Genomic DNA, 23,983 nt, shown 5'->3' with positions numbered 1-23,983 from the left:
TGTTGATTTAGGGAGACCATGCAAATGAAGGTGCTCGTGCCTGTCAAACGCGTGATCGACTATAACGTGAAAGTTCGCGTCAAGGCGGACGGATCGGGTGTCGATCTTGCCAATGTCAAAATGTCGATGAACCCGTTCGACGAAATCGCCGTGGAAGAGGCCATTCGCCTCAAGGAAGCGGGCAAGGCGGAAGAAGTGATCGCCGTATCGATCGGCGTCAAGCAATCCCAGGAAACGCTGCGCACTGCGCTGGCCATGGGTGCGGATCGCGCCATCCTGGTTGAAGCTGCGGATGATGTTCACACCGATATCGAACCGCTGGCTGTTGCCAAAATCCTCGCCAAGGTGGTCGAAGAAGAACAGCCTGGCCTTGTCATCGCAGGCAAGCAGGCCATCGACAATGACATGAACGCCACTGGTCAGATGCTCTCTGCGCTGCTCGGCTGGAGCCAAGGTACATTTGCCTCCAAGCTTGATGTAGACGGCGACAACGCCGTGGTCACACGTGAAGTGGATGGCGGCTTGCAAACCATCAAGGTCAAGATGCCAACCATCGTGACCGTAGACCTGCGCCTCAACGAGCCGCGCTATGCGTCGCTGCCGAACATCATGAAGGCCAAGAAAAAGCCGCTGGATGAGAAAACCGCCGCGGACTATGGCGTGGATGTCTCGCCGCGTCTTGAAGTCGTCAAAACCGAAGAACCCGAGGCCCGCAAAGCAGGCGAAATCGTGGGCTCTGTGGATGACCTTGTTGCAAAACTCAAAGAAGCGGGGGCTGTGTAAATGTCTGTACTTCTTCTTGCCGAAGTGAATGATGGCGAATTGGCACTCGATGCCACCGCCAAAGCCGTGACAGCTGCCAAGCCACTGGGCGACGTGACTGTTCTTGCCGCAGGTGGATCTGCCGCCGCAGCAGGCGAAGCTGCCGCCAAGATCGACGGCGTGTCCAAGGTTCTCGTGGCCGAGGATGCCTCGCTGGGTCATCGTCTTGCGGAATCTACCGCGGCTCTGATCGTATCTCTGGCCGATGGCTATGACCATATCGTCGCGCCTGCCACGACTGACGCAAAAAACGTCATGCCACGCGTCGCAGCCCTGCTCGACGCAATGGTGATCTCGGACGTATCCGGCGTGGTCGATGGTAACACTTTTGAGCGTCCAATCTACGCGGGCAACGCCATTCAGACGGTCAAATCTGTTGATGCGAAAAAGGTTGTAACTTTCCGGACGTCGACCTTTGACGCGGCCGGCGAAGGCGGATCAGCATCCGTTGAATCCATCTCAGCAGCGGACAATCCCGGTCTGTCAGAATGGGTCGAGGACAAGGTTGCCGAATCCGATCGCCCCGAACTTACCTCTGCGGGTATTGTTGTTTCCGGTGGACGTGGTGTTGGGTCCGAAGAGGACTTCGCTCTGATCGAAGGTCTTGCGGACAAGCTGGGTGCTGCTGTTGGCGCGTCACGTGCCGCTGTAGACTCGGGCTTTGCGCCAAACGACTGGCAAGTCGGTCAGACCGGCAAGGTTGTGGCACCGGATCTCTACATCGCCGTTGGGATTTCAGGCGCCATTCAGCACCTGGCCGGGATGAAGGATTCCAAGATCATCGTTGCAATCAACAAAGACGAAGAAGCACCGATCTTCCAGGTGGCCGATTACGGCCTTGTGGCCGACTTGTTTCAGGCTGTGCCGGAGTTGACCGAAAAGCTAGGCTAAGACCTTGGCCAGCAGAATTGAAAGGCCCGCCATCGAGCGGGCCTTTTTGCGTTTGGACCTAAGTGTTCAAGGCCGCATGCACGACCGGGCGCAACAAACGCGCCGCCTTTTCATGTGCGCGTTGCCCAGGCAATTCCCGCGCAACTTGCAAATCTTCCGATGTCAGCACCGGGTCCCCCCGAACCGCGTCTATCTTGTCGGCATGGGCTGACACAGCAATCTCATATTCAACAGTTTCCGCCACATCTGGTCGCACAGCATCCAGCATGGCGCGCGTCACCAGCGCTGGGTCATAGTGAACACCTGGCTCATTGCTATGAGTTTCTGGTTTACGGTCAGAAAACCAGAACAGAACAACAGGGCTCTCCACTTGTTTCAGAAAGCGCTTCATGCCACTGATCCAACAGGATGCCAGCTCTGCATGGACCTGCACAAACCGCTCAGCGGATACAAGACGCAAGTCTTCAAGCATATGGCGCGTAAAACTAAATTCCGTAAAATCCACTTCCGGAAACAACTCTTGCAGAGGTTCATTGGCCTTCAGAAAGCGGTCATTGCGACGCGGATGAACCGTATAGTACCGGTTACTCATGTTCACGGCGCAAGGAACCTGCAACACAACAAGCTGTGCACGCCGCGCGACATCATTCAGAACTTTGTCATGCGTGAGAACATCAATCCCTGCATTCGGCCATCCCAGGTTAACACAAGGCATTTCCAAACTGTTCTCAAGCAAATGCGGAAATGGATAGGACACAAAGCGGCCAAAGGTCTCTGTGCCGCCTAAACACGCAATGAAATCCCGCCGGAGGTTTTTTGCTGGTCCGCGAAACGTTAACTTTGAGCCGGGGTACTGACACATCTCATATGCCGCACCACGGTGTTCCAAGGAATGAACACTCATATCGCCCACCATATTTTTACTCACCCAAGCGACAGATTTAGGTCAAAAGTTTTGAGAAACCCTTAAACATACAATTCGTAGTAATTTTGGGTCGAACCAACCCTTGCAGCCCACAATGCGCCCCGCGTATCCTGAGCAGGTCATTTCAAAAGGGGCAGGTCGATGGAAATCCGCAAAGTCGGAATCGTAGGCGCAGGACAGATGGGCAATGGAATCGCGCATGTCATGGCCGTCGCAGGGTATGATGTGCTGTTTAATGACATCAGTCAGGATGCACTCGACAAGGCTGTTTCGATCATTGATGGCAATATGGAACGTCAAGTGGGCAAGGGCAAAATGGAGGCCAGCGCCAAGGCAGATGCCCTGGCGCGCATTCAGACAACGCTGTCCTTGCCAGACTTGGGCGAAGCAGACCTGATCATCGAATCCGCCACCGAACGCGAGACGGTCAAGCAGGCCATTTTCGAAGATCTTTTGCCGCATTTGCAACCGCACACGATCCTGACATCAAATACGTCTTCGATCTCGATCACCCGCCTGGCCAGCCGCACGGACCGACCTGAAAAATTTATGGGGTTTCATTTCATGAACCCCGTGCCGATCATGCAATTGGTCGAACTCATTCGCGGTATTGCCACGGATCAACCGACCTATGACGCCTGTTTCGGGGTGGTCGAAAAACTCGGCAAGACTGCGGCCAGTTCCGAAGACTTCCCCGCCTTCATCGTCAACCGCATCTTGATGCCGATGATCAACGAAGCCGTTTACACACTTTACGAAGGCGTGGGCAGTGTGACCTCAATCGACACGTCGATGAAGCTGGGCACCAATCATCCGATGGGGCCGCTGGAGCTTGCTGATTTCATCGGGCTGGATACCTGCCTTGCCATCATGAATGTGCTGCATGATGGGCTGGCGGACACCAAATATCGCCCCTGCCCGCTTTTGACCAAATATGTCGAGGCCGGTTGGCTAGGCCGCAAAACCGGACGTGGATTTTATGACTATCGCGGCGAGACACCTGTCCCGACACGTTGATCCACCTTCAGTTCAGGTTCTCCAGAAAACCCTTATTTCTCAAGACTGAGTGTATGCTCACGCAACCAGGCCATGAAACCTCTTGGGTCGCTTTGGAGCATCTTCATGCGCTCTTCGTCAATCGGCGCGCCCACAACCGGATTCTGCGGCTTGTTACAGCTTTTGACCACTTCATGAAGCAAAAAGCTTTGTCGCAGCGTGGCGGATATCTGATTGGCCATCTGATAAACGCGGCTGTTGGCCCCCGGGAAAAAGATCGGCACGACTTGCGCGCCCGAACGCCGGATCATCTGCGCTGTGAACACGGCCCATTCACGTTCAATCGCAGGGCCGAACATCGTATCGCTTGACGCCACCACACCGGCAGGAAAGACGCTGATCACACCGCCTTCTTTCAGATGCGCCATCGCCTTGGCGCGCATCTCCACTGATTTACGCTGAGCGTCTGGTTCATGCGGGAAGGGCACCGAAATCATGTAGGACGCCGCAACCTCATCAATCCCGGTCAACAAAGCCCGTGTCAGGATCTTGTAGTCGGTGCGTCGCTGACCAATGAGATCAGCCAAAATCATGCCATCCACCAACCCGTGGGGGTGATTGGCCACGATCACCACAGGACCAGTTTTGGGAATTTGATCAATCTGCTCTTTTGGAGTCAAAAGGTCGATACCCATGGTCCCAAGCGCCGCACGCCAGAATGCCTGACCTGTCGGGGCACCCTTGCGTTCAAACTCACGGATCATCCGAAGGATCGTTAACTTACCGGTGAACCACTCGACGGCTCGGATCGTGAATGCCGTCAGCGGCGCATCAAATGAATTGGCATAGGTCAGGCTCCGCCGGTCATACTTGGTGGGCGACACCGGAGTGCTCACTTGAGTGCCAATTTGATCCTGAGCGCGTTCCACCACGTGGTCTGATCCTGTCCCGTTGCGCCCTGCGCGCCTACATCTTTTCACCAAACCTGTCTGCGACAAGGGCCTGTACTGCATCAAGCAACTCTGCGGCATCGGTCCCCCAAGCACGCACGTCAATAGTCTTTCCTTTAGAGGCTGCCAACATCAAAAGACCCATAATGCTGTCTGCACCGGTTGTTTGCCCATCATGCGACACTTCTGCAGAGGCGTCGAACGCTTCTACCGTTTCCACAAGTTTTGCGGCCGCGCGTGCATGCAAACCTTTTACGTTGATGATTTTGATTTGCCGGGAGAGAGAGTCATTCATGGAACTTTTGGTCTTTCCTGTTCACGCGCCCTGGTGAGGATCATCCGAGACATCTACGTCAGTTTCTGCATCTTGTTCTGCTGGCAGCACGGCATGACTATCGATGTACTTTCGCCCCGCCGTTAAGGCGGCACGCGCCGCGTCCGCGACACTCAGATGGCGGCTTTTGGACAACTTGAGCAGCATCGGGAGATTTGCTCCGTACAAGATCCGCCTGTTCTCAGGCTGGCACGCTTTGAGAGACAGGTTCGAAGGCGAGCCACCGAAAAGATCTGTTACGATAAGAACGCCATCCCCCACATCCACGCTATCAGCCGCTTCGCAAATTTCGGCCTGTTTCTGCGCACGGTCATGATCGCCCTCGATCGAGATCGCTTTGATGTCTTTTTGCGTGCCGCACACATGTTCAATGGCACGAAGATACTCCTGCGCCAAGCTGCCATGCGCCACGATAACGACACCGATCAACGCTGCGCTTCCTTTTCTTCTGTATTGTCCCCATGTGAGCCAGAAACAGGTGTAGCATGCATGCCACGACGTTCCAGCTCGCGATGACGTATAGACACCTGCCAGCCACTCTCTGCAAGGGCTTGGGACAATGTTTCTGCCATTGTGACGCTGCGGTGCTGGCCGCCCGTGCATCCAAACCCGATCGACAAATACGCCTTTCCCTCGGCAAGGTAGGCAGGCAGCAGCATCTGCACCAGATCGCTCACGCGGTTGGAAAACTCGTCAAACCGGGGATCATCTTTGACGTAGGTGGCAACCTCCGGCGCGCGTCCATCAAGGGACCGTAACCGTGCCTCCCAGTAGGGATTTCTCAGAAACCGGCAATCTAGCACCATATCGAGCCCACGCGGCAACCCTCGTTTGTAAGAAAAGGATTGCACAGTAACGGCCAACTCACCTTCGGCTTTGGCCGCAAACCAGGGCTCAAGCTCTGCACGCAACTCGTGAGGCGACATCTCGGATGTATCGATCAGGATGTCAGCACGCGCCCGGATCGGCCCCAACAAGTCAAACTCACGCGCAATACCTTCATCAGGGCTCTCGGCCGGGGCCAGCGGATGACGCCGCCGCGTTTCGGAAAACCGGCGTTGCAGCACCTCGGCGCGACAATCCAGATAAAGCACCTGAAGCGGAGAACTTCTGCCATGCGTGCTCAGGTCAATGGCCTCGATGAGCGCGTTGGTGGAAAAGTCGCGGTTACGCACATCTATGCCAAGTGCCAGAGGTTTTTCGGGCCCACCATCATCCATAAGGCGCGGCAACAGCGACAAGGGCAAGTTGTCGATGGCCTCGTACCCCATGTCTTCCAGCGCCCGGATCGCCGTGCTGCGCCCCGCGCCTGAGGGTCCGGTTACCAGAACCGATCTTTGGCGCATTGTCTGATCCGGTCCCTTATCCGGCATTCCAACCCTTTCTAAGCCAATCGTCCATGCCTTAGATATAGCAAGATTGCTGCAGGAAAATGGGCAAAACCCGTTTTTCCAACTAGGGGAACGGCAACATCAAGCAAATGTGTTTCTCGCATAGGCGGCAGGCGCTCGGTTTCTGTCAAGTCAAGATCAACGACAAGTTTCACGCGTCTTGGGCCCGTTGGCGGAGCTTTGAGAACACCAACGCCGCGTGCTTCAATTTGGCCCGAAATCGTTTGGGGCACATCCGCCATGACATGCCCATCCTGCACCCAAACATGGGTTCGGTCATCCGCCACAAGGCCCGCTCCATACGCCAACAGTTGGAGCGCCAATCCAGACTTACCGCTACCCGACGCGCCGCGGATCAGAACCGCACGGTCATCCAAGGCAATCGTCGTGGCGTGCAGCAGTGTTAACTTGGACAGATCAGGGTGAGACGGCATCCCGGTATCAGACCGGCAGGCCGACCACGAAACGCGCGCCCAGAGGGTCAGACGTAATATCAGAGTCCGTCGGGCGGATGTTTTCGGCCCAGATCACACCATCATGTGCCTCGACGATCTGTTTGGAAATCGAAAGGCCAAGGCCGGAATTGTTGCCAAAATCGTTTTCAGCGCGCTCTGAATAGAACCTTTGAAAGATCTTGGTCAGCGCCTGTTCAGGGATTCCTGGGCCAGTGTCTTCGACGACGACCACAACGCGATTTTCGCGCTTACGCGTCCAAACGCGAATAGCGTCACCTTCTTCGCAGAAGGAAATCGCGTTGCTGATCAGGTTCACAAAAACCTGCGCCAATCGCCCTTCCAGACCTGTGACTTCTATCGGATCAGGCGGAAAATCCGTAATAAATTCAATGCCTTTTTTATCTGCCTCTTCCCCTAGGTAGCGAGCCAGATTGTCGAGCATGCCCACCAGATCAAAAAACTCCTGATCTTCCTTGACCAGTTCGCTGTCAAGCCGTGAAGCATTCGAGATGTCGCTGACCAACCGGTCAAGTCGGCGCACGTCGTGCTCGATCACTTCCAGTAGTTTCTCACGCTGGTCATCACGCTTTGCCACTCGCATTGTGCCGACGGCGGACCGTAGGCTGGCCAGCGGGTTTTTGATCTCATGTGCGACGTCCGCCGCAAATTGTTCGTTACCATCTATGCGATTGTAGAGCGCCCCCACCATGCCGCGCAGAGCCCCAGACAAACGACCGATCTCATCAGGTCGCGCAGTCAGATCAGGAATACGAATACGCCCGCCATCTTGTCCTTTGCTACGATTGCGCGCACCCCCCACTTCAGCAGCAGCGGCCAATTCTGCAAGCGGATTGGAAATCGTTGAAGCGAGGATCAAACTCAGTGCCACAGAGACGAGCGTTGCGACAATGAACATCTGCAAAACGCGCTCTCGTTCTACCTTTAACAGCTTTTCAATCTCGCCTGACGCGCTGGCCAAAGCGACTGCGCCAACGGCCCTTTCGCCTTGCATCACAGGCGTCGCCACAATGTAGACAGTCGTACCGTCAACTTCGCCTTGAATGGTTTGGACACCCGCCTCAAGAGACGGGCCAACAATCAAGCGCGCTTGATCTTCGATTGTTTCAGGCGCATCCGGATTGAGCAGAAACTCAAAAGGTTTCGACACAAAGGCCCACCCACTGTCAATTGCGTCCGTTATGACAGTGGGGTGATCAAGGTCTGTAATGCGGTTTGGCCGGGGCATCGATCCTGCAATCGAAGCAAGCAGATTCTGCTGGGTGTCGTAGACAAACACCTCCATGCCCTGCTGAATGTCCAGCTGTGCAAGCGTGTCTTGCGCATTCGCGTCACCTGAAGAGGTGAGGAGAGATATCTCTGGCGCTGGTAGTTTGGCCTCAAACACATCAGCAATGAGTTCCACATCGCCCAAAAGGCTGTCCGCGCGTGTTTGCGCCAAACCGTCACGAGAGGAATTCAGGTAAAGAATGCCTGCCACCAGCACGTTCAACGCAATAAGGTTGAACGTGATGATTTTCCGCGTCAGAGACCCGCCGCTGCCATTTCGAAGAAAGCTGCGGCGCGCACGCCTGATGCGCACCTCTTCTTCAACGGTGTTTTCGGGCGCAACAAAGTCATCGCCGAGGACGACGTCATCATTATCGCTGATCGAATGATCTCGCACCTAAACGCCCCCGGTCAAAGGACTTACTCTTCGTTATACCGATACCCGATCCCGTACAGCGTTTCGATGGCCGAAAACTCCGGATCAACCATACGCAGCTTCTTGCGCAGACGCTTGATATGGCTATCGATTGTCCGGTCATCGACATAGACCTGATCATCATACGCCACATCCATCAGCTGATCACGGCTTTTGACGAAACCGGGGCGTTGCGCCAATGCCTGCAGAAGCAGGAACTCGGTGACTGTAAGAGACACATCCTGCCCCTTCCAAGTTACCGCGTGACGCAGAGGGTCCATCCGCAGGTCGCCGCGCTCGATCACCTTGGTATCTTCGGTATCAGCCACCACATTGCCATCCATGGCATCCTGACGGCGCAAAAGAGCGCGAATGCGTTCCACCAAAAGGCGCTGCGAGAAAGGTTTCTTGACGTAGTCATCAGCACCCATGCGCAGGCCCAGAACCTCGTCAATTTCATCGTCTTTGGATGTTAGAAAGATTACTGGCATCGACGTTTTTTGACGCAACCGCTGCAACAGATCCATGCCATCCATGCGCGGCATCTTAATATCCAGAACAGCCATGTCAGGGAGCTTTTTGCTAAACGCATCAAGCGCCTGTTGGCCATCATTGTAGGTTTCAACCTCGAAGCCTTCAGCCTCAAGGGTCATAGATACCGACGTCAGAATATTTCTGTCATCGTCCACAAGGGCGATCTTAGACATAACGTTTCCTTATACTGCTCTCGTTCTTTTGTTTTTCGCAATAAGAGCCGTTTTGGCCTTTACAATCAATGCTAAACTGCGAATCAGCACTGGGATTGCGGCCATTTGGCATCAAAATGTCTTATGAATGGCTAAATTGCCTCACTTTTTCGCAGGCATTCACCTTCAAATAGGCAACAGTTCCAGCAATTTGACGGCAAAGTTTCGCGGGCAAGGCCTTGGTTGCGCTAACGCATCACATTGGTTGCGCTAACGATGCAATTGCGTCCTGTTCATTCCAGAAACCGGCGTGTTATGACCCCGGCATTCATCGGTATTGCCAAACAGACCGGCGCGACAGAGCCGCGCAAAAGATGTATTTTCCGGCCCCACCTGAGGCCATGCGACAAAGTAGGAGCGCACAATGACAATAGGACGGGTGAACCCGAAATTCCGGCTTGAAGACCAAGGCATCGAGGGATTGGGGGACGTTCACTACAACCTCATTGAGCCCGCCTTGATTGAGCTGGCCCTGCGCAATGGCGAAGGCCGCTTGGGTCGTGGCGGAACCTTCCTTGTTTCAACGGGCAAGTTCACCGGCCGGTCCCCCAAAGACAAACATGTCGTCAAAACCGATAGCGTCGCAGACAGCATCTGGTGGGACAACAACGCGGCGATGGACCCTGCGGCGTTTGACCGGCTCTATGACGATATGATCGCACATATGAAGGGCCGTGATTACTATGTGCAGGATCTCGTCGGTGGCGCGGACCCATCGCATTCGATTAACATGCGGATGGTGACCGAGCTTGCCTGGCACGGTCTTTTCATCCGTCACATGCTGCGTCGTCCTGAGCGCGAGGCTTTGGACCGGTTCGTGGCAGATTTCACAGTGATCAACTGCCCCAGCTTCAAGGCTGACCCTGAAAAACACGGCTGCCGCTCCGACACGGTCATTGCAATGAATTTCGACCGCAAACTCATCCTGATCGGCAACACCGAATATGCGGGCGAAAACAAGAAATCCGTCTTTACCCTGCTGAACTACCTGTTGCCCGAAAAAGGCATCATGCCGATGCACTGCTCGGCCAATCATGCCAAGGGCAACCCCGTGGATACCGCCATCTTCTTTGGCCTCTCCGGCACAGGCAAGACAACCCTTTCTGCCGATCCAAACCGCACGCTGATCGGCGACGATGAGCACGGCTGGTCAGATCGCGGCACATTCAATTTCGAAGGCGGCTGCTATGCCAAAACGATCAATCTTGATCCCGAGGCAGAACCCGAGATTTACGCCACAACCGAGAAATTCGGGACCGTAATCGAGAACATGGTCTATGACGAGGAAACGTTGGACCTCGACTTTGCCGATGACAGCCTGACCGCCAACATGCGCTGCGCCTATCCGATGCACTACATCTCAAACGCCTCGGAAACCGCACTTGGCGGGCATCCCAAGAACATCATCATGCTGACCTGTGATGCCTTTGGTGTGCTGCCTCCCATCGCGCGGCTGACCCCGGCGCAGGCGATGTATCACTTCCTCAGCGGCTTCACCGCCAAGGTGGCCGGAACCGAGCGGGGCCTGACCGAGCCAGAGCCGACATTCTCGACCTGCTTTGGCGCGCCCTTTATGCCACGTCGCCCCGAGGTCTATGGCAACCTGCTGCGCGAGAAGATCGCCAAGCATGGCGCGACCTGCTGGCTGGTGAACACAGGCTGGACTGGTGGCGCTTATGGTACAGGCCAGCGGATGCCGATCAAGGCGACACGTGCCCTGCTGACCGCCGCTCTGGATGGCTCTTTGAGCAAGGTGGAGTTCCGCAAGGATCCAAACTTTGGCTTTGACGTCCCCGTGGACGTGCCCGGCGTGCCCGAGGTTCTGCTCGACCCGCGCCGCACCTGGGGGGACACCGAAGGCTATGACGCACAGGCCGAAAAGCTGGTGAAGATGTTTGCCGACAACTTTGAGCAATACCTGCCGCATATCGATGACGATGTGAAAGCTGCGGCGATCGGGTAAACTACACCCAAACTGAATATGCAGCACGAGCCCGCGCATCCCAACGGAGCGCGGGCTTTTTCATGGTTTGAGGCGTATTCCGGCCGAAAAAGGTTAATGGCTTTGTTTTGCAGGATTTTGGATGTCGGTATTGCATCGGTATCACGTCGGTATTGCGTCGGTGCGGGGTCAGTAAAGGGCGCAGGTTAACCGTGCGCACAGTGGGTTTGGCACTTATTAAGGATTCAAGTTGATGATTTGTGTCGTGTAATGTCCGCAATGTGTCGAGCAATCAAAATAGCGCGGAGGATTTGCGTCGAATCGAAAAAACAAGATTGGCCTGTGTGCGGACGTTGCTGACATCGCCAATTGGAGTGTGAAGACGTGTGATGGCCAGACCGCGGGGTGGCGACCTGCCATTGGTTCAGGTCGCTTTATGCCAGCCAAACCCGCCTGTTCTTTGATCGAAGCACTTACGTAGACCTATCGCCAGCCCGGGGGCGGTCTGGCGATCGCGCGGCGGCCTCCGGCCTTGATTCCGCGCGATGGGAGTCGTCTTGGGCTCAAAGTCGCCAATAAGCCTAATTCACCCCGGCAGCGACCCATCCAGCACGTAACGCAATATCTCCACCACCTGCCCCGGCTCGCGCGTCACAGCCAGAGCCGCCGCGTCGACCTCTTTCAAGGCGTGGTCATGCTCGGGCGGTTGCAGGATGATGAGCGACTTGCCCAAGGCGCTGGCATAGCCTGCATCAAAGGCCGCGTTCCATTGTTTGTACTTGTCGCCAAAGCGCACCACGACCACGTCGGCATCGGCAATCCCCTTACGGGTGCGAATGGCGTTGACCATCGCCCCCTTGTGGTCATGCCAGTACTTGTTTTCTTCCGCACCCAGGATGGCCACACCGCAATCGTCAGAGGCCGCGTGATCCGTGACGGGCGCGCTGAACACCACATCCAGCCCCTTGGCGCCTGCGATGATCTGTTCGCGCCAATCGGTGTGAATTTCACCTGACAAATAAACGTTCAGCATGGGGCGGTCTCCTCCGTTTTCTAGCGCTTAACCTGCGGCGGCGGCAAAGAAAAGCAAGTCAGGCCAGGTGTGCGACGACAAAATGGTTGGGCGGTCGCACCGGGTAGTTGCCGGTCTCGACAATGCGAAAGCCCGCGGTGGTGATTTCCTGGTCCATGTCATTACGGCTGAGAAACCGCACGAACGGGGCTTTGCCCAACCATTGCATGATCGGAATGGCACATTTCAAAAGGCCAAATTTGAACCCCAGATCACGTTCGCCAATGCAGGGCGTTTTGGAGATAAAGACACCGCCTGGTTTCAGCAGGTTTTGCACCCGCGCATAGACCGGTTGCGTGTCCGGCACCAAGTGCAGAAGGTTGAGCGCAATCACCGCATCGAAGCTGCTGGTTTCAAATGCAGGGTCAAAGACATCGGCCACGTGGAACTCCACATTGTTCGGCACATCTCGCAAATGCGCCTGCGCGATCATGCCTTCGGAAAAGTCTGTTGCGATGTAGGTTTTGACATCAGTCGCCAGCCGCTCGGCTGTCCCACCTGTGCCGCAGCCGATTTCCAACACGCGCGCATTAGGCGGCAGTTGTGCCCGAATGCGGCTCAGCGTTTGCTCATAGGCCGCCATGTCCGAGATTGGTCGGGCGGCGTATTTCTCAGCGAGTTTTGTCCAGAATTTGGAATCAGGGTGCATTGCATCTCTCCTTTGCCATGCCCTATAAATCCGCATGAATTCAGACTGAATTGGCGAAAATTGCAGGATTGTCATGCAAAAACGTATAGAACAGCCGTTTGACTGGTCGCGGCTTCGGGCATTTCTGGCCACGGCGCAGACCGGATCTCTCTCTGCGGCCGCCCGATCGCTTGGATTGACCCAACCCACGCTTGGCCGTCAGGTCAGCGCCCTGGAAGAAGAGCTTGGCCTGACCCTGTTTGAGCGCAGTGGCCGTGCCTTGCGTCTCACGGACGCCGGACAGGATCTTTTGGCTGATGCAAAGGCCATGGGGGATGCGGCCAATCGTATTGCCCTTATTGCCGAAGGACGGGCACATTCCCTGGAGGGGGTGGTGCGCGTCACAGCCTCGGATATGAGCAGCACTTATGTCTTGCCCGATATCCTTGTGCGGTTGCGGAGCATGGCACCGCGCCTGCGGGTGGATGTGATCGCCGCGAACGACATCCGCGATATTCTGGCGCGCGAGGCGGATATCGCCATCCGGCATGTGAGACCAACCGAGCCGGACCTGATTGCCCGGCTGATCGCCGATGCGCCTGCGCATCTCTATGCCTCCAGAGACTATCTGAACGCACGCGGCACACCCATGAAGGCCGATGACCTGAGCACGCATGACTTTGTCGGTATGGGTGATGACGAGCGTCTTATCGCAGCGTTGCAAGAATGGGGCATCTCGATTGATGCGGCCCAGTTTACAACAAGTTCAGCCAATGGCAGCACTGCCTGGGCACTGGCACGCAAGGGGTTCGGAATTGTCCCGATGTCAGATGATATCGCTCGCGATTTTCCCGACATGGTGCGCCTGCTGGACGGGGCGGCAGACATCACCTTTCCGGTTTGGTTGGTGACGCATCGCGATTTACACACCAGCCGGAGAATCCGGCTGGTGTTTGATTTGTTGGCCGATATGCTGAAAGAGCGCATGGTCTAAACCGTGTCAATTCGACCACCTCTTTGGCCGAATTCCATTTGCCAAAAGAGCGGCGCATCTTTCGGCAGTGTCTTGGTCAGCTTCTTGGGCAGATGCCGCAGGAAACCCGGACGCACACGGGTGGGTGCGAAACAGAAGGATCGTGGCAAACTGGTGTAAAGCGACCGAGGTGGCGCAACGCCATTGATGCGTTTGAGGAGTTTTCCTGGCGTTGGCTGATGCATCCACACCCGTTCTACCCCAAGCCCATCGCGCAACAACATGAGCGCCGCCAGAAGCATCGCGCGGCTCCAGATCTTGCCGTAACGATCCACAAGCCCGCTTTCATACCGCTCCATCTGCGCCAGAGCACGGCTGCGCGGGGCGCTGTCGCGCAAGGCCGCGACCTCATCCCCTGCGTTGCGCAACCAATCGGTTTGCACCTCATCGATCAGCGCTTCACGCGCCTCAAGGTCAATATCCAGCCGTGCCCAGGCCAGCGTCGGTCGGCCTGAGGTGCGGATGGGATGACCATCCCATTCAAAATCCTTGCGCGCGCCCTCCTGCAGATAGCGCCCCATGAGAGCGGCATGATCACTGGGAAAGCCCATTTGAACCACCAGGTTGGCGTTCTGGCGCGTGGTCTGGTCGTACCAACGCCGCCTGTCGCCCCAGATATCGAAGCTGAGATAAAAATCATGCCAGGTTTCGCCAAACACCGCCTCGACCCCGGCCGTAGCGACGGGCCCGAGTGTGACGCGCCCCATGGCCTGGTCGGCATAAGCCACCGCCAGCACATCATCGCGGTGCAGCACACCGCCACACCGCGCGACCAACGCAAGCAACGCGGGCCGGTCCAAAAGCTTGCCAACCGGGGTTTTGCGCAAGTCACCGATACGCGCGGACGCAGGCATGCAGGCCGCCAGTACCCACGCGCTTTCACGGTCGGCGAAATAGGGAAACACCATTTCTTTGGGCAAACGCTGCCCGATCAATTCTACGTCTTGAGGGGTCATGGACCATCTCCACAAGCGTTAACAACGCGCCTGCGGATGGGTCCACAGGCAACTTACATCCGTCCTCCGACGGGTCCGATAGGGGTCTGTTGAACACGCATTGGTGTGTCCTCTTTCAGATTCAGTTGCGAAATGCCGTGAATAAAAAAAGGCCTGAGTCGCCTCAAGCCCTTTTGAGATTTAGAGATTGGGTCTGTGACCCAAAGGGCACGTCACCCCCTGAGCACCCCGCCCGTGGCTTTCACCACCTTCTCAATAATCTTGGCCGAAACCGCCTCGATATCGGCGTCTTTCAACGTCGTCTCAGACGGCTGCAGGCGCACGGTGATGGCCAGGCTCTTCTTGCCGTCGCCAAGGCTGCCACCGATGAACTCATCAAAGACACGCACATCCTCAATCAGGGCTTTGTCCGCACCTGCGGCGGCGTTGACCAGCGTCAGCGCCTCAACATCCGTGTCCACGACAAAGGCAAAGTCACGTTCCACCGCTTGCAGGTCGCTGATTTGCATGGCCCCACGGCTTGCGCCTGCATTGCGCGGCATGGGAATTTCCTGTGGCCAGAGGGTGAAACCCACGGCAGGACCTTTGACATCCATCTCGCGCAGCACTTTGGGGTGCAACTCGCCAAAGACACCCAAGACCTTCTTTGGCCCAAGACAGATCATGCCGTGCCGACCCGGATGCCACCATTCACGCGCGCCGCGCAGGATTTGTACCTTGGCCGGTGCGCCCAGCGCAGACAGCACGGCTTCGGCATCTGCCTTCGCATCATAAAGGTCAACAGGACGGGACGCGCCGTGCACATCTTTGGGTCCAGTTCGACCGACAAGAAGACCACAGACCTGCAAATGCTGTTCTTCGGGCTCTCCACCATGGAACGCATGACCCACTTCAAAAAGCGCAAGATCCATCGCACCACGCGCCTGATTGCGCGCCGCTGCCTGCAACAGGCCGGGAAGGAGCGCCGGGCGCATATGGCTCATCTCGGAACTGATTGGATTGGCGAGCATAGTGGCATCAGACCCGCCGCCAAAGAGCGTCGCGCTGGCCTGATCAATAAAGCTGTAGGTGACGCATTCATTGTAACCCAGAGCCGCCGCTGTGCGACGCGCGGTGCGCTCTCTCTTTGCGCAGGGCTTAGAATGGCTTTCGGCACGCCAGCCTGCGCGCGCGACATCGGCTTACCCTGCAGCTTGGTCAGCGAGGCAATGCGCGCCACCTCTTCCACAAGATCGGCCTCACCCAGAATATCAGGCCGCCAGCTGGGCACATGCGCCATATTACCTTCCAGCTTGAAGCCAAGACTTGTGAGCGTCTGACGCTGTTCCGCTTCGGGGATGTCCATACCTACGAGCGACTGGACCCGCGCCGCATCAAGGCGATAAGCTCGGCTGACATCCGGTACGTCACCGGCCACAACGACATTCGACGGCTCACCGCCACAGAGATCAAGGATCATCTGCGTGGCAAGCTCGTGGCCTTCCATGTTGAACGCAGGATCAATGCCGCGCTCATTGCGATAGCGCGCATCAGAATTGATCTTGAGCGCGCGACCGGTATGGGCGATCTGAATATGGTCCCATACGGCGGCTTCGAGAAACACATTGGTGGTCTCTTCGGTACAGCCCGTCTCCAGACCGCCCATGATGCCGCCGATGCTTTCAATGCCGTCGTCATCGGAAATCACCACTTGCCCCGCGCTGAACGTGTATTCCTTTTCGTCCAGCCCAACGAGCGTCTCACCGCCCTGAGCGCGGTGCACCCGCAGATTGCCTTTGACCTTGTCGGCATCAAAAACGTGCAGCGGGCGGTTGCGGTCATAGGTGAAGAAGTTGGTGATATCGACAAGCGCCGAGATGGGCCGCAGTCCGATGGCGCGCAAGCGGTCCTGCAGCCACTCCGGGCTGGGGCCGTTCTTGACGTTGCGAATGAGACGTCCGGCAAAGACGTGGCAACCACCGTCGCGCGTATCCTCATCGATCGTCACGGTAATCGGGCTCGGGAATTGGCCTTCTACCTTGGCGGAGGGCGCCTCTTTCATCGTGCCCAGACCCCGCGCTGCAAGATCAAGCGCAATCCCCCGCACACCCAGCGCATCAGGCCGATTGGGCGTGATGGCGATGTCGATCACCGGATCCACCTTTACCGGATCATGTTCCGCCAACCAGTCAATGAAGCGTTCCCCAACCTCACCGCTTGGCAGCTCAATGATCCCATCATGCTCATCCGAAAGCTCCATCTCGCGCTCTGAGCACATCATGCCATAGCTCTCGATGCCGCGGATTTTGCCGACGCCGATGGTGGTATCAATGCCCGGCACATAAACCCCCGGCTTGGCAATCACCACTGTGATGCCGGTCCGCGCATTGGGTGCTCCACAAATGATTTGCGTCTCGCCCTCATCCGTCATCACCTGACACACGCGCAAACGATCTGCATCCGGATGTTGCTCGGCCTTGAGCACCTTGCCAATGGTAAAGTCCTTCAGCCGCTCGCCCGGATTGATGATCTCTTCGACTTCCAGCCCAAGATCGGTCAGCGCGTCGGAAATCTCCGCCACGCTTGCATCGGTCTCAAGATGGTCTTTCAGCCAGGACAGGGTGAACTTCATTGGCTCTTATCCATAAATTTCAGTCACGTCCCGCGCGCTTTACCGGATTAGCGCTGCGCATAAAAGAGGGCTAAGGGTCTTGGGCTTCTTTCTTGTCAAAAATACCCAAATTCAAACGCCCATCACCCCGCGGCGCACGAGGTTTAGACCACCTATCACCAACACCGCCAGCGTCAGCTTGCGAAAGAGCGCCTGGTCAATGCGGTCCTGAATGGAAAACCCGATCCATAAACCCAGCAACGCCGGTGGAATGAGCATAAGCGAAAAGGGCACCGTTTGCGCATTCAACACCCCGGAAAACAGGTGCGCTACCACCAATAGCACCGCGCCGACACCATAGATGACACCCTGAACACGCATCTGCTCGGTCTTTTCGGTGTTCATCGCCGTCAGCATGATGGCCGTGGGCGGCCCCCACACGCCGGAGATGCCACCAAAGAACCCTGCAATGGCCCCGATCCCCGCCTCGATCCGTTTGCCGGGATTGGGTGGCAACGCCAGGGGGCGGCCCACAAGCGCGAAAGCGGAATATATCACGACCGGCACGCCAATAATCAGGAGCATCGCCGCCTCGGGGATCACAGGGACAAGCTGGGCTGAGCCGAGCATAAAAAACACCCCTGCCAGAAGAAAAACCCGGAACTTCCACACAGACCCCAAGGCCGCGACCACGCCATTGCGCAGGGCCTGCCATCCGTTGGACACCAGTGTTGGCAGGATCAGGGCGGCCAGCGCTATTTCAGGTGAAATGAAGGTGCTAAGCCCCGAGATCACCACCATCGGCATGGCAAATCCCACCACGCCTTTCACGATGCCGCCCAAAACGGCAATGCAAAAAGCAAAGACAAGCAGGAACGCCCAATCCGGGCCGAGCAAAATCTCCATAGGCCGTTGGTATCACTTTTCCCAGCCTCCGCACGGGTTAGTTTCATGATATTATACGTCGACTCGGGCCCGGCGACCCCATAGCCGCGACAGGTTGGCGCAATATTAAACCATTTGCTGTGCCGCATAAGCAAAATAGTTGCGCTGCACCTGCGAAATAGCTAGGACAGTCCGACCGAGTAAAGGGAGTGTGATTCATGGCGCATGATGGACAAGACGTAATGGCATCCAAAGCAATACTCATTGACGATCTTCTGACTTTAACCGGTGCCGCCGTCGCTCCGGCAGAGGCCATTCTGGAAAAGGCCAAGTCGGCTCTGAAGGAGCTTGTTGCGGTCGATGGCCGTGTCTCATCCCGCGCCGTGGAAGAAAATCAGACCGCGACGCACGGGCTTGCCTGGCTGGCCACCTATGTCGAATCCCTACGTCAGATGCAAAACTGGGCCTCTCGGCTACACTCCGATGGAAAGTTTGGCGAAGTAGAGCAGCTCATCCACCAGATCGCGTTTGGCGAGTATCTCTGGCAGATCTATGGCGGCATTCCGATGAACCAGGGCGAGGTGCTGCGCCTGCAGGATATTGGCCTGAGCCAGGACGATATGCGCGTTCTTATGACGCCCGAGGTCATGACGCTCACGCAGTCAGGAAACACACAAGCGGCCCGCGTGCGCCTTGTGGAGCTGATGCAGGAGCGTGCCGCCGAGATCACCGTGGGCGCCAGCGGTCTTGATGACGAGCTGGAAATGATCCGCGAGCAATTCCGCCGCTACACCGTCGACCGTGTGTTGCCTGAGGCACATGAATGGCACCTCAAGGACGAATTGATCCCGATGGAGGTGATCAACGAACTGGCCGAAATGGGCGTGTTTGGCCTGACTATCCCCGAGGAGTTTGGCGGCTTTGGCCTGTCCAAAGCGTCCATGTGTGTCGTCTCCGAAGAGCTGAGCCGCGGCTATATTGGTGTGGGGTCTCTCGGCACACGCTCCGAGATTGCCGCCGAGTTGATCATCGCTGGCGGCACGGACGAACAAAAGGAAAAATGGCTGCCGCGCCTCGCCTCTGGTGAAACACTCCCAACGGCTGTCTTTACGGAGCCAAACACAGGCTCTGACCTTGGGTCGCTCAAGACCCGCGCCAAGCAGGATGAAAACGGCGACTGGATCCTGAATGGCAACAAGACCTGGATCACGCATGCCGCGCGTACCCATGTGATGACGGTGCTGGCACGCACCGTGCCCGGCACAGAGGACTACAAGGGCCTCAGCATGTTCCTGGCCGAAAAAACCCCCGGCACCGACGCAGAGCCTTGGCAGGATCCTGGCATCTCTGGCGGCGAGATCGAGGTCTTGGGCTATCGCGGCATGAAGGAATACACGCTCAACTTTGATGATTTCAAAGTGAAGGGCGAGAACCTCTTGGGCGGCGAAGAGGGCAAAGGCTTCAAGCAGCTTATGGAAACCTTCGAGAGCGCGCGTATCCAAACAGCCGCGCGAGCGGTTGGTGTTGCCGCCTCGGCGCTTGATCTAGGCATGCAATATGCTCAGGACCGCAAGCAGTTCGGCAAATCCCTGATTGAATTCCCGCGCGTGGCCAACAAACTGGCGATGATGGCGGTTGAGATCATGATCGCCCGGCAGCTCACCTATTTCTCGGCCTTTGAGAAGGATGAGGGGCGACGTTGTGATGTCGAGGCGGGTATGGCCAAGCTCTTGGGTGCACGTGTTGCCTGGTCGGCGGCGGACAATGCCCTGCAGATCCATGGCGGCAACGGCTTTGCGCTTGAGTACGCCATCAGCCGCGTGCTGTGTGACGCGCGAATTCTCAACATCTTTGAGGGTGCCGCGGAAATTCAGGCACAGGTGATTGCGCGCCGGATTCTAGGCTAGCCGTTCAGTCGAACCAGACCAGACGGCATGTGCCGTAGGTGCGGCGGTCAGGAAATCCCATGTTCAGGCGCTCCTGGCATTTTTTGACCGCGACTGTCACCGCGCTTTTTTTGGTGTCCTGACCCCAGGACATCCCCCATACCCCGGTTTCTGACAAGGCAATCGCTTTTGTCGAAGGACGGCTTTTGTATTCGCTGAGCGCGAGTGCGGAGGTTTTTGACAAGGGCAAGTCATCGAGCGTAAGAGGCGCGGCCGGAGCGATCCGCAGGATGACACGGCATTCGGCGTCATACTCTTCACACCACGCCAAAGCGGACGCATCAGCCATGTCTTGGGTGGAATGATTATCCGACCACCCATGACCACCTGCCTCGCCCATGGCGAAGGCCGCATAGTAGTCAGCGTTCTCGACAAGGCTCTCATAGTCTTCCGCAGCGCTGCCTGAGAGCGGCGCGTCACCGGTCACGCTGATGACCGGCTCAGACAAGTAGGGAACAAGCCGTTCTGGCCCTCCACCAAACAGGCGGAAAGAGACGATAATTGCACACACGGCCACGCCAAGTAACGCGGCTTTGAGGTGCTTGCTTTGGTTTTCCCTGCTCATGCCCCAAGGGTTTGCCACCAGTTTGTGTCAAATGAAGGAAACCAATTTGGCTTTCCCATGAAGGTATTGGGGCCTCAAAAGGCATGTCCTGAAGCGAGCGACTTGAGCGTTTTATATAATAAAACCAGCAAGGTGAGCGTAAGGATACCCAACAAAACCAAGCCCAGCCAATGGTGGAACATTGACCCGGATAGAGTCGAAAACCGCAAGGATGCTGTCGTCGCGGCAGCCAAGGGGAAGCTAAGCGCCCAGAAGGACAGCGAAAACGGCAACCGGAGGATGGTTGGGAGCTGCACCATCACGACGATTAAGAAAAACAGCGCAGAATTCATCAAGATGCGCGCCATAGGATCAAGTCCGGGGTTCAGACTGGTCCAGCCCAGAAATCCAATGGCCGGTGGGGCAATCAAGATCACCAACGTCGGTTGAAGCCGTTCCGGCAGAGGGTCGTGAAACACCAGCCGGTTGATCACCATGGCGAGCAGCACGATCCAAAAGAGCAGTCCAATGGAGAGGAAAAACCAGCTGATTTCGATGTAGCCGAGCTGTGCCCCGGCCAGAGGTGCTATGACATTGCCGACCGCAGGAACGAACCAGGCCGGGGTTAGATGGCCATGTACAAAGGCGCGCGAACCGATCCAACTTGAGATGACAGCCAAGGTCAAAACAAGCTGAAGCGCAGCCCCTATGATCCATATCCCGCGCGAGATTGGTTCTGACCAAGGTAGAGCCACAGCCGCGAGCAGCAGAAGGGAAATAGAGATCGCCGGGAAAAATGCCAGACTGACGGGGTGGTTCCACTCGGCCTGCACGGCACCTGTGTATCGTAGAGCCTTCAGAGCATAGGCGGCGGTCACCAGCATAAAGACGACAACTGTGATGAGCGCGCTGAGTATCGACATGCCGTGAGCCAAGCTCAACACGCGTTCTCCTTCGGCCAGTGCCAGTGTCAACCCGCTCAGTCCCATCACCGTTGTAAAAAGCGTCACTGGGAAGCGGGCCAGCCAGGGAGAGGTGTCTTCAACCATCATTCACTCCTAATGAAGCCATCGCAGCAGGAACAAGGTAATCCCCGGAAACGCAACCAGAACGGCCACGCGCACCACGTCCGAGCCTACAAAGTAGAGCACCGCGCGATAGGTCTCGGACATCCTTGTGCGCGGGTCCATAGCGTTGATTACAAAGAGATTCATTCCCACAGGCGGTGTGATCAGGCCGACTTCGACCACGATCAGAACCAGAATGCCGAACCAGATCGCCACTTCTTCAGCCTCGATGCGGTTGGCGCGGCCTTGGGTGATGTTGATATCCAGCGCGCGCATCATATCCCGTGAGAGTTCCTGCCCCGACGCGATAGCGGTCTCTATCGAGCCAAGCATTTCGGCGGTCATGCCGTCTGGTATGCCACTGGCGAGCACCTCGCGTGCAGCGTCGGCTTGCAATGCGGCGAGGGAGACAAAGTTGAAATCAAGCTGGCTGATGATGGGAAAGAAGATCGGGATTGTCAGCAGGATCATCGACAGGCTGTCCATCAGGCAACCAAAGACGAGGTACAGCAGTAGGATGCAGATCAAGACCGACCAAGGGCTGAGGCCCAGGCCGATGACCCACTCTGACAAGGCCTGAGGCGCTTGGCTGAGTGCGAGAAACCCGTTGTAGAACGCGGCACCCAGAATGATGAAAAAGATCATCGCGGTATTGCGTGCTGTGGCGTGGAAAGCGCCTTCCAGAGCTTTCCAGCCCATCCCACCTTTGCACAACGCAATCAGCCCGGTCCCCGCCGCTCCAACCGCTGCCCCGGCTGTGGGTGTGAACCAGCCAAGATAGATGCCCCCGACGACAAGCGAGAAAACCGCCAGAACCGGCCAGACGTCAATCAATGCACGCACCCGTTCGCGCATAGGCACAGGATCACGCGCGCCCGCGGCCTCGGGATGAAGGCGGGCATAGATGTTGATCGTGATCATATACCCGATCGCCGCCAAAATTCCGGGTACAAACGCGGCTAGGAACAGTTTGGCGATGTTCTGGTCGGTCAGGATGGCGTAGATGACCAGCACGACAGATGGCGGGATGAGAATACCCAACGTGCCGCCCGCAGCCAGCGTCGCGGTAGAAAAACCGCCAGAGTAGCCATAGCGGCGTAGCTCAGGCAACGCGACCTGGCTCATGGTGGCGGCGGTGGCCAGAGATGAGCCACAGATTGCGCCAAACCCTGCGCAGGCCCCAACTGAGGCCATGGCCACCCCGCCTTTGCGATGGCCGAGCCACGCCTCTGCCGCTTTGAAGAGCGCGGTAGACATGCCGCCCAATGTCGCGAAATGGCCCATGAGCAAGAACATCGGAACAATCGACAAAGAGTAATTGGAAAAGGTCGAGTAGGTTTCATGCTTGAGCCGGGCAAGCGCCACGGTCCAACCATCGGTGATGGCAAAAAGACCACCCAGCGCCACTAGGAACATCGCCAACCCGATGGGCACCCGCAGGAAGATCAACCCCATCAAAATCGGAAATGAGGCAATGCCAATCTCTAGGTTGCTCACCCGTCCATCCCCTGACGGCTGGGCAGGATCACGCGCCCGCTGGTCGCCTCAACAACCCGGGCGCCCGCGACATAGACCCCGACCAGCGCCGCAATCCCGGACGCTGCAAGGCTGGCCCCATAGCTCCACCAGATCGGGAATTGCAGATCATAGGTGGTCTCGTTGTACTGCATCTTTTCCTGCAGCCCGGCAAAGAGCCGCAGCGCGATCAGGATCAGAATGACCGCAAAGATCAGGTCAATCAGCACCTGCAACGCACGATTCACCTGCAACGGCAGCCTTGAGCTGAAGATATCAACAGACGCGTGGCTACCCGAGATTTGACACAGCGGCAGGAAACAGAAGATGACAAAAGCCATGCCGACCTCGACCATCTCGGTGTCGCCAAATAGTGGGCCGACGCCGAGATCAAGTGCGCCTTGTGCAAATTCGGGAAACACGCTCTCGGCAAAGGCACTGTGAAAAAAGCTGTTTCCAAGTCCGCCGAGAACCGACACGCAGGTGATCAGGATCAAACCGGTCAGAACCAGACCGCCCAAAACCGCCATACCGCGTGCCAGTGCCAGAACCAATCGCGGCATGCCTTGCCCCCTGAAAGCACCGCGCCGCAC

Annotated in this window: 22 protein-coding genes and 1 pseudogene; 6 read left to right on the top strand and 17 right to left on the bottom strand. The window is 56.8% G+C overall.

Going from position 1 to position 23,983, the window contains the following annotated elements:
* The first annotated feature begins 24 nt into the window (after positions 1-24).
* Together RZS32_RS10860 and RZS32_RS10855 are read left to right on the top strand one after the other, a co-directional pair.
* On the top strand, positions 25-783 hold the full coding sequence (locus tag RZS32_RS10860; protein WP_317056998.1) for an electron transfer flavoprotein subunit beta/FixA family protein: 759 nt from the start codon (positions 25-27) through the stop codon (positions 781-783).
* A complete protein-coding gene (locus RZS32_RS10855) occupies positions 784-1,713 on the top strand; it encodes an electron transfer flavoprotein subunit alpha/FixB family protein (protein WP_317056997.1) in 930 nt (309 codons plus the stop codon).
* A gap of 58 nt (positions 1,714-1,771) precedes the next feature.
* Here RZS32_RS10855 and RZS32_RS10850 read toward each other — a convergent pair whose 3' ends face one another.
* Positions 1,772-2,617, bottom strand: coding sequence for a DUF6473 family protein (locus RZS32_RS10850; protein WP_339106621.1), 846 nt, complete (start codon positions 2,615-2,617; stop codon positions 1,772-1,774).
* 162 nt (positions 2,618-2,779) lie between these two features.
* On the opposite strand from RZS32_RS10850, the gene RZS32_RS10845 reads away from it, so the two are divergent.
* The gene (locus RZS32_RS10845; RefSeq protein WP_317056995.1) at positions 2,780-3,655 is read left to right on the top strand and encodes a 3-hydroxybutyryl-CoA dehydrogenase; all 876 of its coding nucleotides are present in this window, start codon (positions 2,780-2,782) and stop codon (positions 3,653-3,655) included.
* A 32-nt stretch (positions 3,656-3,687) separates the two neighbouring features.
* Here RZS32_RS10845 and RZS32_RS10840 read toward each other — a convergent pair whose 3' ends face one another.
* Genes RZS32_RS10840 through RZS32_RS10810 form a run of 7 tightly spaced genes read right to left on the bottom strand, consistent with a single transcriptional unit; the run spans position 3,688 to position 9,173 of the window.
* Positions 3,688-4,566: a lysophospholipid acyltransferase family protein gene (locus RZS32_RS10840; RefSeq protein ID WP_317056994.1), complete on the bottom strand. Its 879-nt coding sequence runs from the start codon at positions 4,564-4,566 to the stop codon at positions 3,688-3,690.
* 34 nt (positions 4,567-4,600) lie between these two features.
* The gene (locus tag RZS32_RS10835; protein ID WP_317056993.1) at positions 4,601-4,879 is read right to left on the bottom strand and encodes an HPr family phosphocarrier protein; all 279 of its coding nucleotides are present in this window, start codon (positions 4,877-4,879) and stop codon (positions 4,601-4,603) included.
* A 21-nt stretch (positions 4,880-4,900) separates the two neighbouring features.
* Complete coding sequence (locus RZS32_RS10830) at positions 4,901-5,347, bottom strand: PTS sugar transporter subunit IIA (RefSeq protein WP_317056992.1); 447 nt, start codon at positions 5,345-5,347, stop codon at positions 4,901-4,903.
* Positions 5,344-6,291, bottom strand: coding sequence for an RNase adapter RapZ (gene rapZ, locus RZS32_RS10825; RefSeq protein WP_339106620.1), 948 nt, complete (start codon positions 6,289-6,291; stop codon positions 5,344-5,346). The genes RZS32_RS10830 and rapZ overlap by 4 nt, the downstream gene beginning before the upstream one ends.
* Positions 6,292-6,302: 11 nt before the next feature.
* Positions 6,303-6,743: an HPr kinase/phosphorylase gene (locus RZS32_RS10820; protein WP_317056990.1), complete on the bottom strand. Its 441-nt coding sequence runs from the start codon at positions 6,741-6,743 to the stop codon at positions 6,303-6,305.
* A gap of 7 nt (positions 6,744-6,750) precedes the next feature.
* On the bottom strand, positions 6,751-8,448 hold the full coding sequence (locus RZS32_RS10815) for a sensor histidine kinase (RefSeq protein WP_317056989.1): 1,698 nt from the start codon (positions 8,446-8,448) through the stop codon (positions 6,751-6,753).
* Positions 8,449-8,471: 23 nt separating this feature from the next.
* A complete protein-coding gene (locus RZS32_RS10810; RefSeq protein ID WP_317056988.1) occupies positions 8,472-9,173 on the bottom strand; it encodes a response regulator transcription factor in 702 nt (233 codons plus the stop codon).
* A gap of 403 nt (positions 9,174-9,576) precedes the next feature.
* Here RZS32_RS10810 and RZS32_RS10805 point away from each other — a divergent pair, with 403 nt between their 5' ends.
* The gene (locus RZS32_RS10805; protein WP_317056987.1) at positions 9,577-11,175 is read left to right on the top strand and encodes a phosphoenolpyruvate carboxykinase; all 1,599 of its coding nucleotides are present in this window, start codon (positions 9,577-9,579) and stop codon (positions 11,173-11,175) included.
* Between the two features lie 565 nt (positions 11,176-11,740).
* On the opposite strand, the gene RZS32_RS10800 is transcribed toward RZS32_RS10805, so the two are convergent.
* Entirely contained in the window at positions 11,741-12,187 is a 447-nt protein-coding gene (locus RZS32_RS10800; protein ID WP_317056986.1) for a YtoQ family protein, read from the bottom strand.
* Positions 12,188-12,245: 58 nt separating this feature from the next.
* Positions 12,246-12,875, bottom strand: coding sequence for a class I SAM-dependent methyltransferase (locus RZS32_RS10795; protein WP_317056985.1), 630 nt, complete (start codon positions 12,873-12,875; stop codon positions 12,246-12,248).
* Between the two features lie 73 nt (positions 12,876-12,948).
* On the opposite strand from RZS32_RS10795, the gene RZS32_RS10790 reads away from it, so the two are divergent.
* Positions 12,949-13,848, top strand: a complete 900-nt coding sequence (locus RZS32_RS10790; protein WP_317056984.1) for a LysR family transcriptional regulator — start codon at positions 12,949-12,951, stop codon at positions 13,846-13,848.
* On the opposite strand, the gene RZS32_RS10785 is transcribed toward RZS32_RS10790, so the two are convergent.
* The 3 genes and pseudogenes from RZS32_RS10785 to RZS32_RS10775 all read right to left on the bottom strand — a co-directional run bounded on the left by RZS32_RS10785 (position 13,845) and on the right by RZS32_RS10775 (position 18,339).
* Positions 13,845-14,843 carry a hypothetical protein gene (locus RZS32_RS10785; RefSeq protein WP_317056983.1) on the bottom strand — a complete coding sequence of 333 codons (999 nt, stop codon included), beginning with the start codon at positions 14,841-14,843 and terminating at the stop codon, positions 13,845-13,847. The genes RZS32_RS10790 and RZS32_RS10785 overlap by 4 nt on opposite strands.
* 212 nt (positions 14,844-15,055) lie before the next feature.
* Positions 15,056-17,454: pseudogene (pheT, locus tag RZS32_RS10780) on the bottom strand (phenylalanine--tRNA ligase subunit beta).
* Between the two features lie 111 nt (positions 17,455-17,565).
* The gene (locus tag RZS32_RS10775; RefSeq protein ID WP_317056981.1) at positions 17,566-18,339 is read right to left on the bottom strand and encodes a sulfite exporter TauE/SafE family protein; all 774 of its coding nucleotides are present in this window, start codon (positions 18,337-18,339) and stop codon (positions 17,566-17,568) included.
* A gap of 197 nt (positions 18,340-18,536) precedes the next feature.
* Here RZS32_RS10775 and RZS32_RS10770 point away from each other — a divergent pair, with 197 nt between their 5' ends.
* Positions 18,537-20,225, top strand: coding sequence for an acyl-CoA dehydrogenase family protein (locus RZS32_RS10770; protein WP_317056980.1), 1,689 nt, complete (start codon positions 18,537-18,539; stop codon positions 20,223-20,225).
* A gap of 4 nt (positions 20,226-20,229) precedes the next feature.
* On the opposite strand, the gene RZS32_RS10765 is transcribed toward RZS32_RS10770, so the two are convergent.
* The 4 genes from RZS32_RS10765 to RZS32_RS10750 form a co-directional block, all read right to left on the bottom strand.
* Positions 20,230-20,829 (bottom strand): hypothetical protein, encoded by a 600-nt coding sequence (locus RZS32_RS10765; protein ID WP_317056979.1) that lies wholly within the window; start codon positions 20,827-20,829, stop codon positions 20,230-20,232.
* Positions 20,830-20,903: 74 nt separating this feature from the next.
* Positions 20,904-21,857: an SLAC1 anion channel family protein gene (locus tag RZS32_RS10760; RefSeq protein ID WP_317056978.1), complete on the bottom strand. Its 954-nt coding sequence runs from the start codon at positions 21,855-21,857 to the stop codon at positions 20,904-20,906.
* A 9-nt stretch (positions 21,858-21,866) separates the two neighbouring features.
* Entirely contained in the window at positions 21,867-23,372 is a 1,506-nt protein-coding gene (locus tag RZS32_RS10755; RefSeq protein WP_317056977.1) for a TRAP transporter large permease, read from the bottom strand.
* The gene (locus RZS32_RS10750; RefSeq protein WP_317056976.1) at positions 23,369-23,953 is read right to left on the bottom strand and encodes a TRAP transporter small permease; all 585 of its coding nucleotides are present in this window, start codon (positions 23,951-23,953) and stop codon (positions 23,369-23,371) included. The genes RZS32_RS10755 and RZS32_RS10750 overlap by 4 nt, the downstream gene beginning before the upstream one ends.
* Positions 23,954-23,983 lie beyond the last annotated feature (30 nt).

The organism is Roseovarius sp. W115, from assembly GCF_032842945.2.
GTDB lineage: Bacteria > Pseudomonadota > Alphaproteobacteria > Rhodobacterales > Rhodobacteraceae > Roseovarius > Roseovarius rhodophyticola.
The sequence above is the reverse complement of the archived record's forward strand: the minus strand, read 5'-3'. Positions and strand labels throughout refer to the sequence as shown.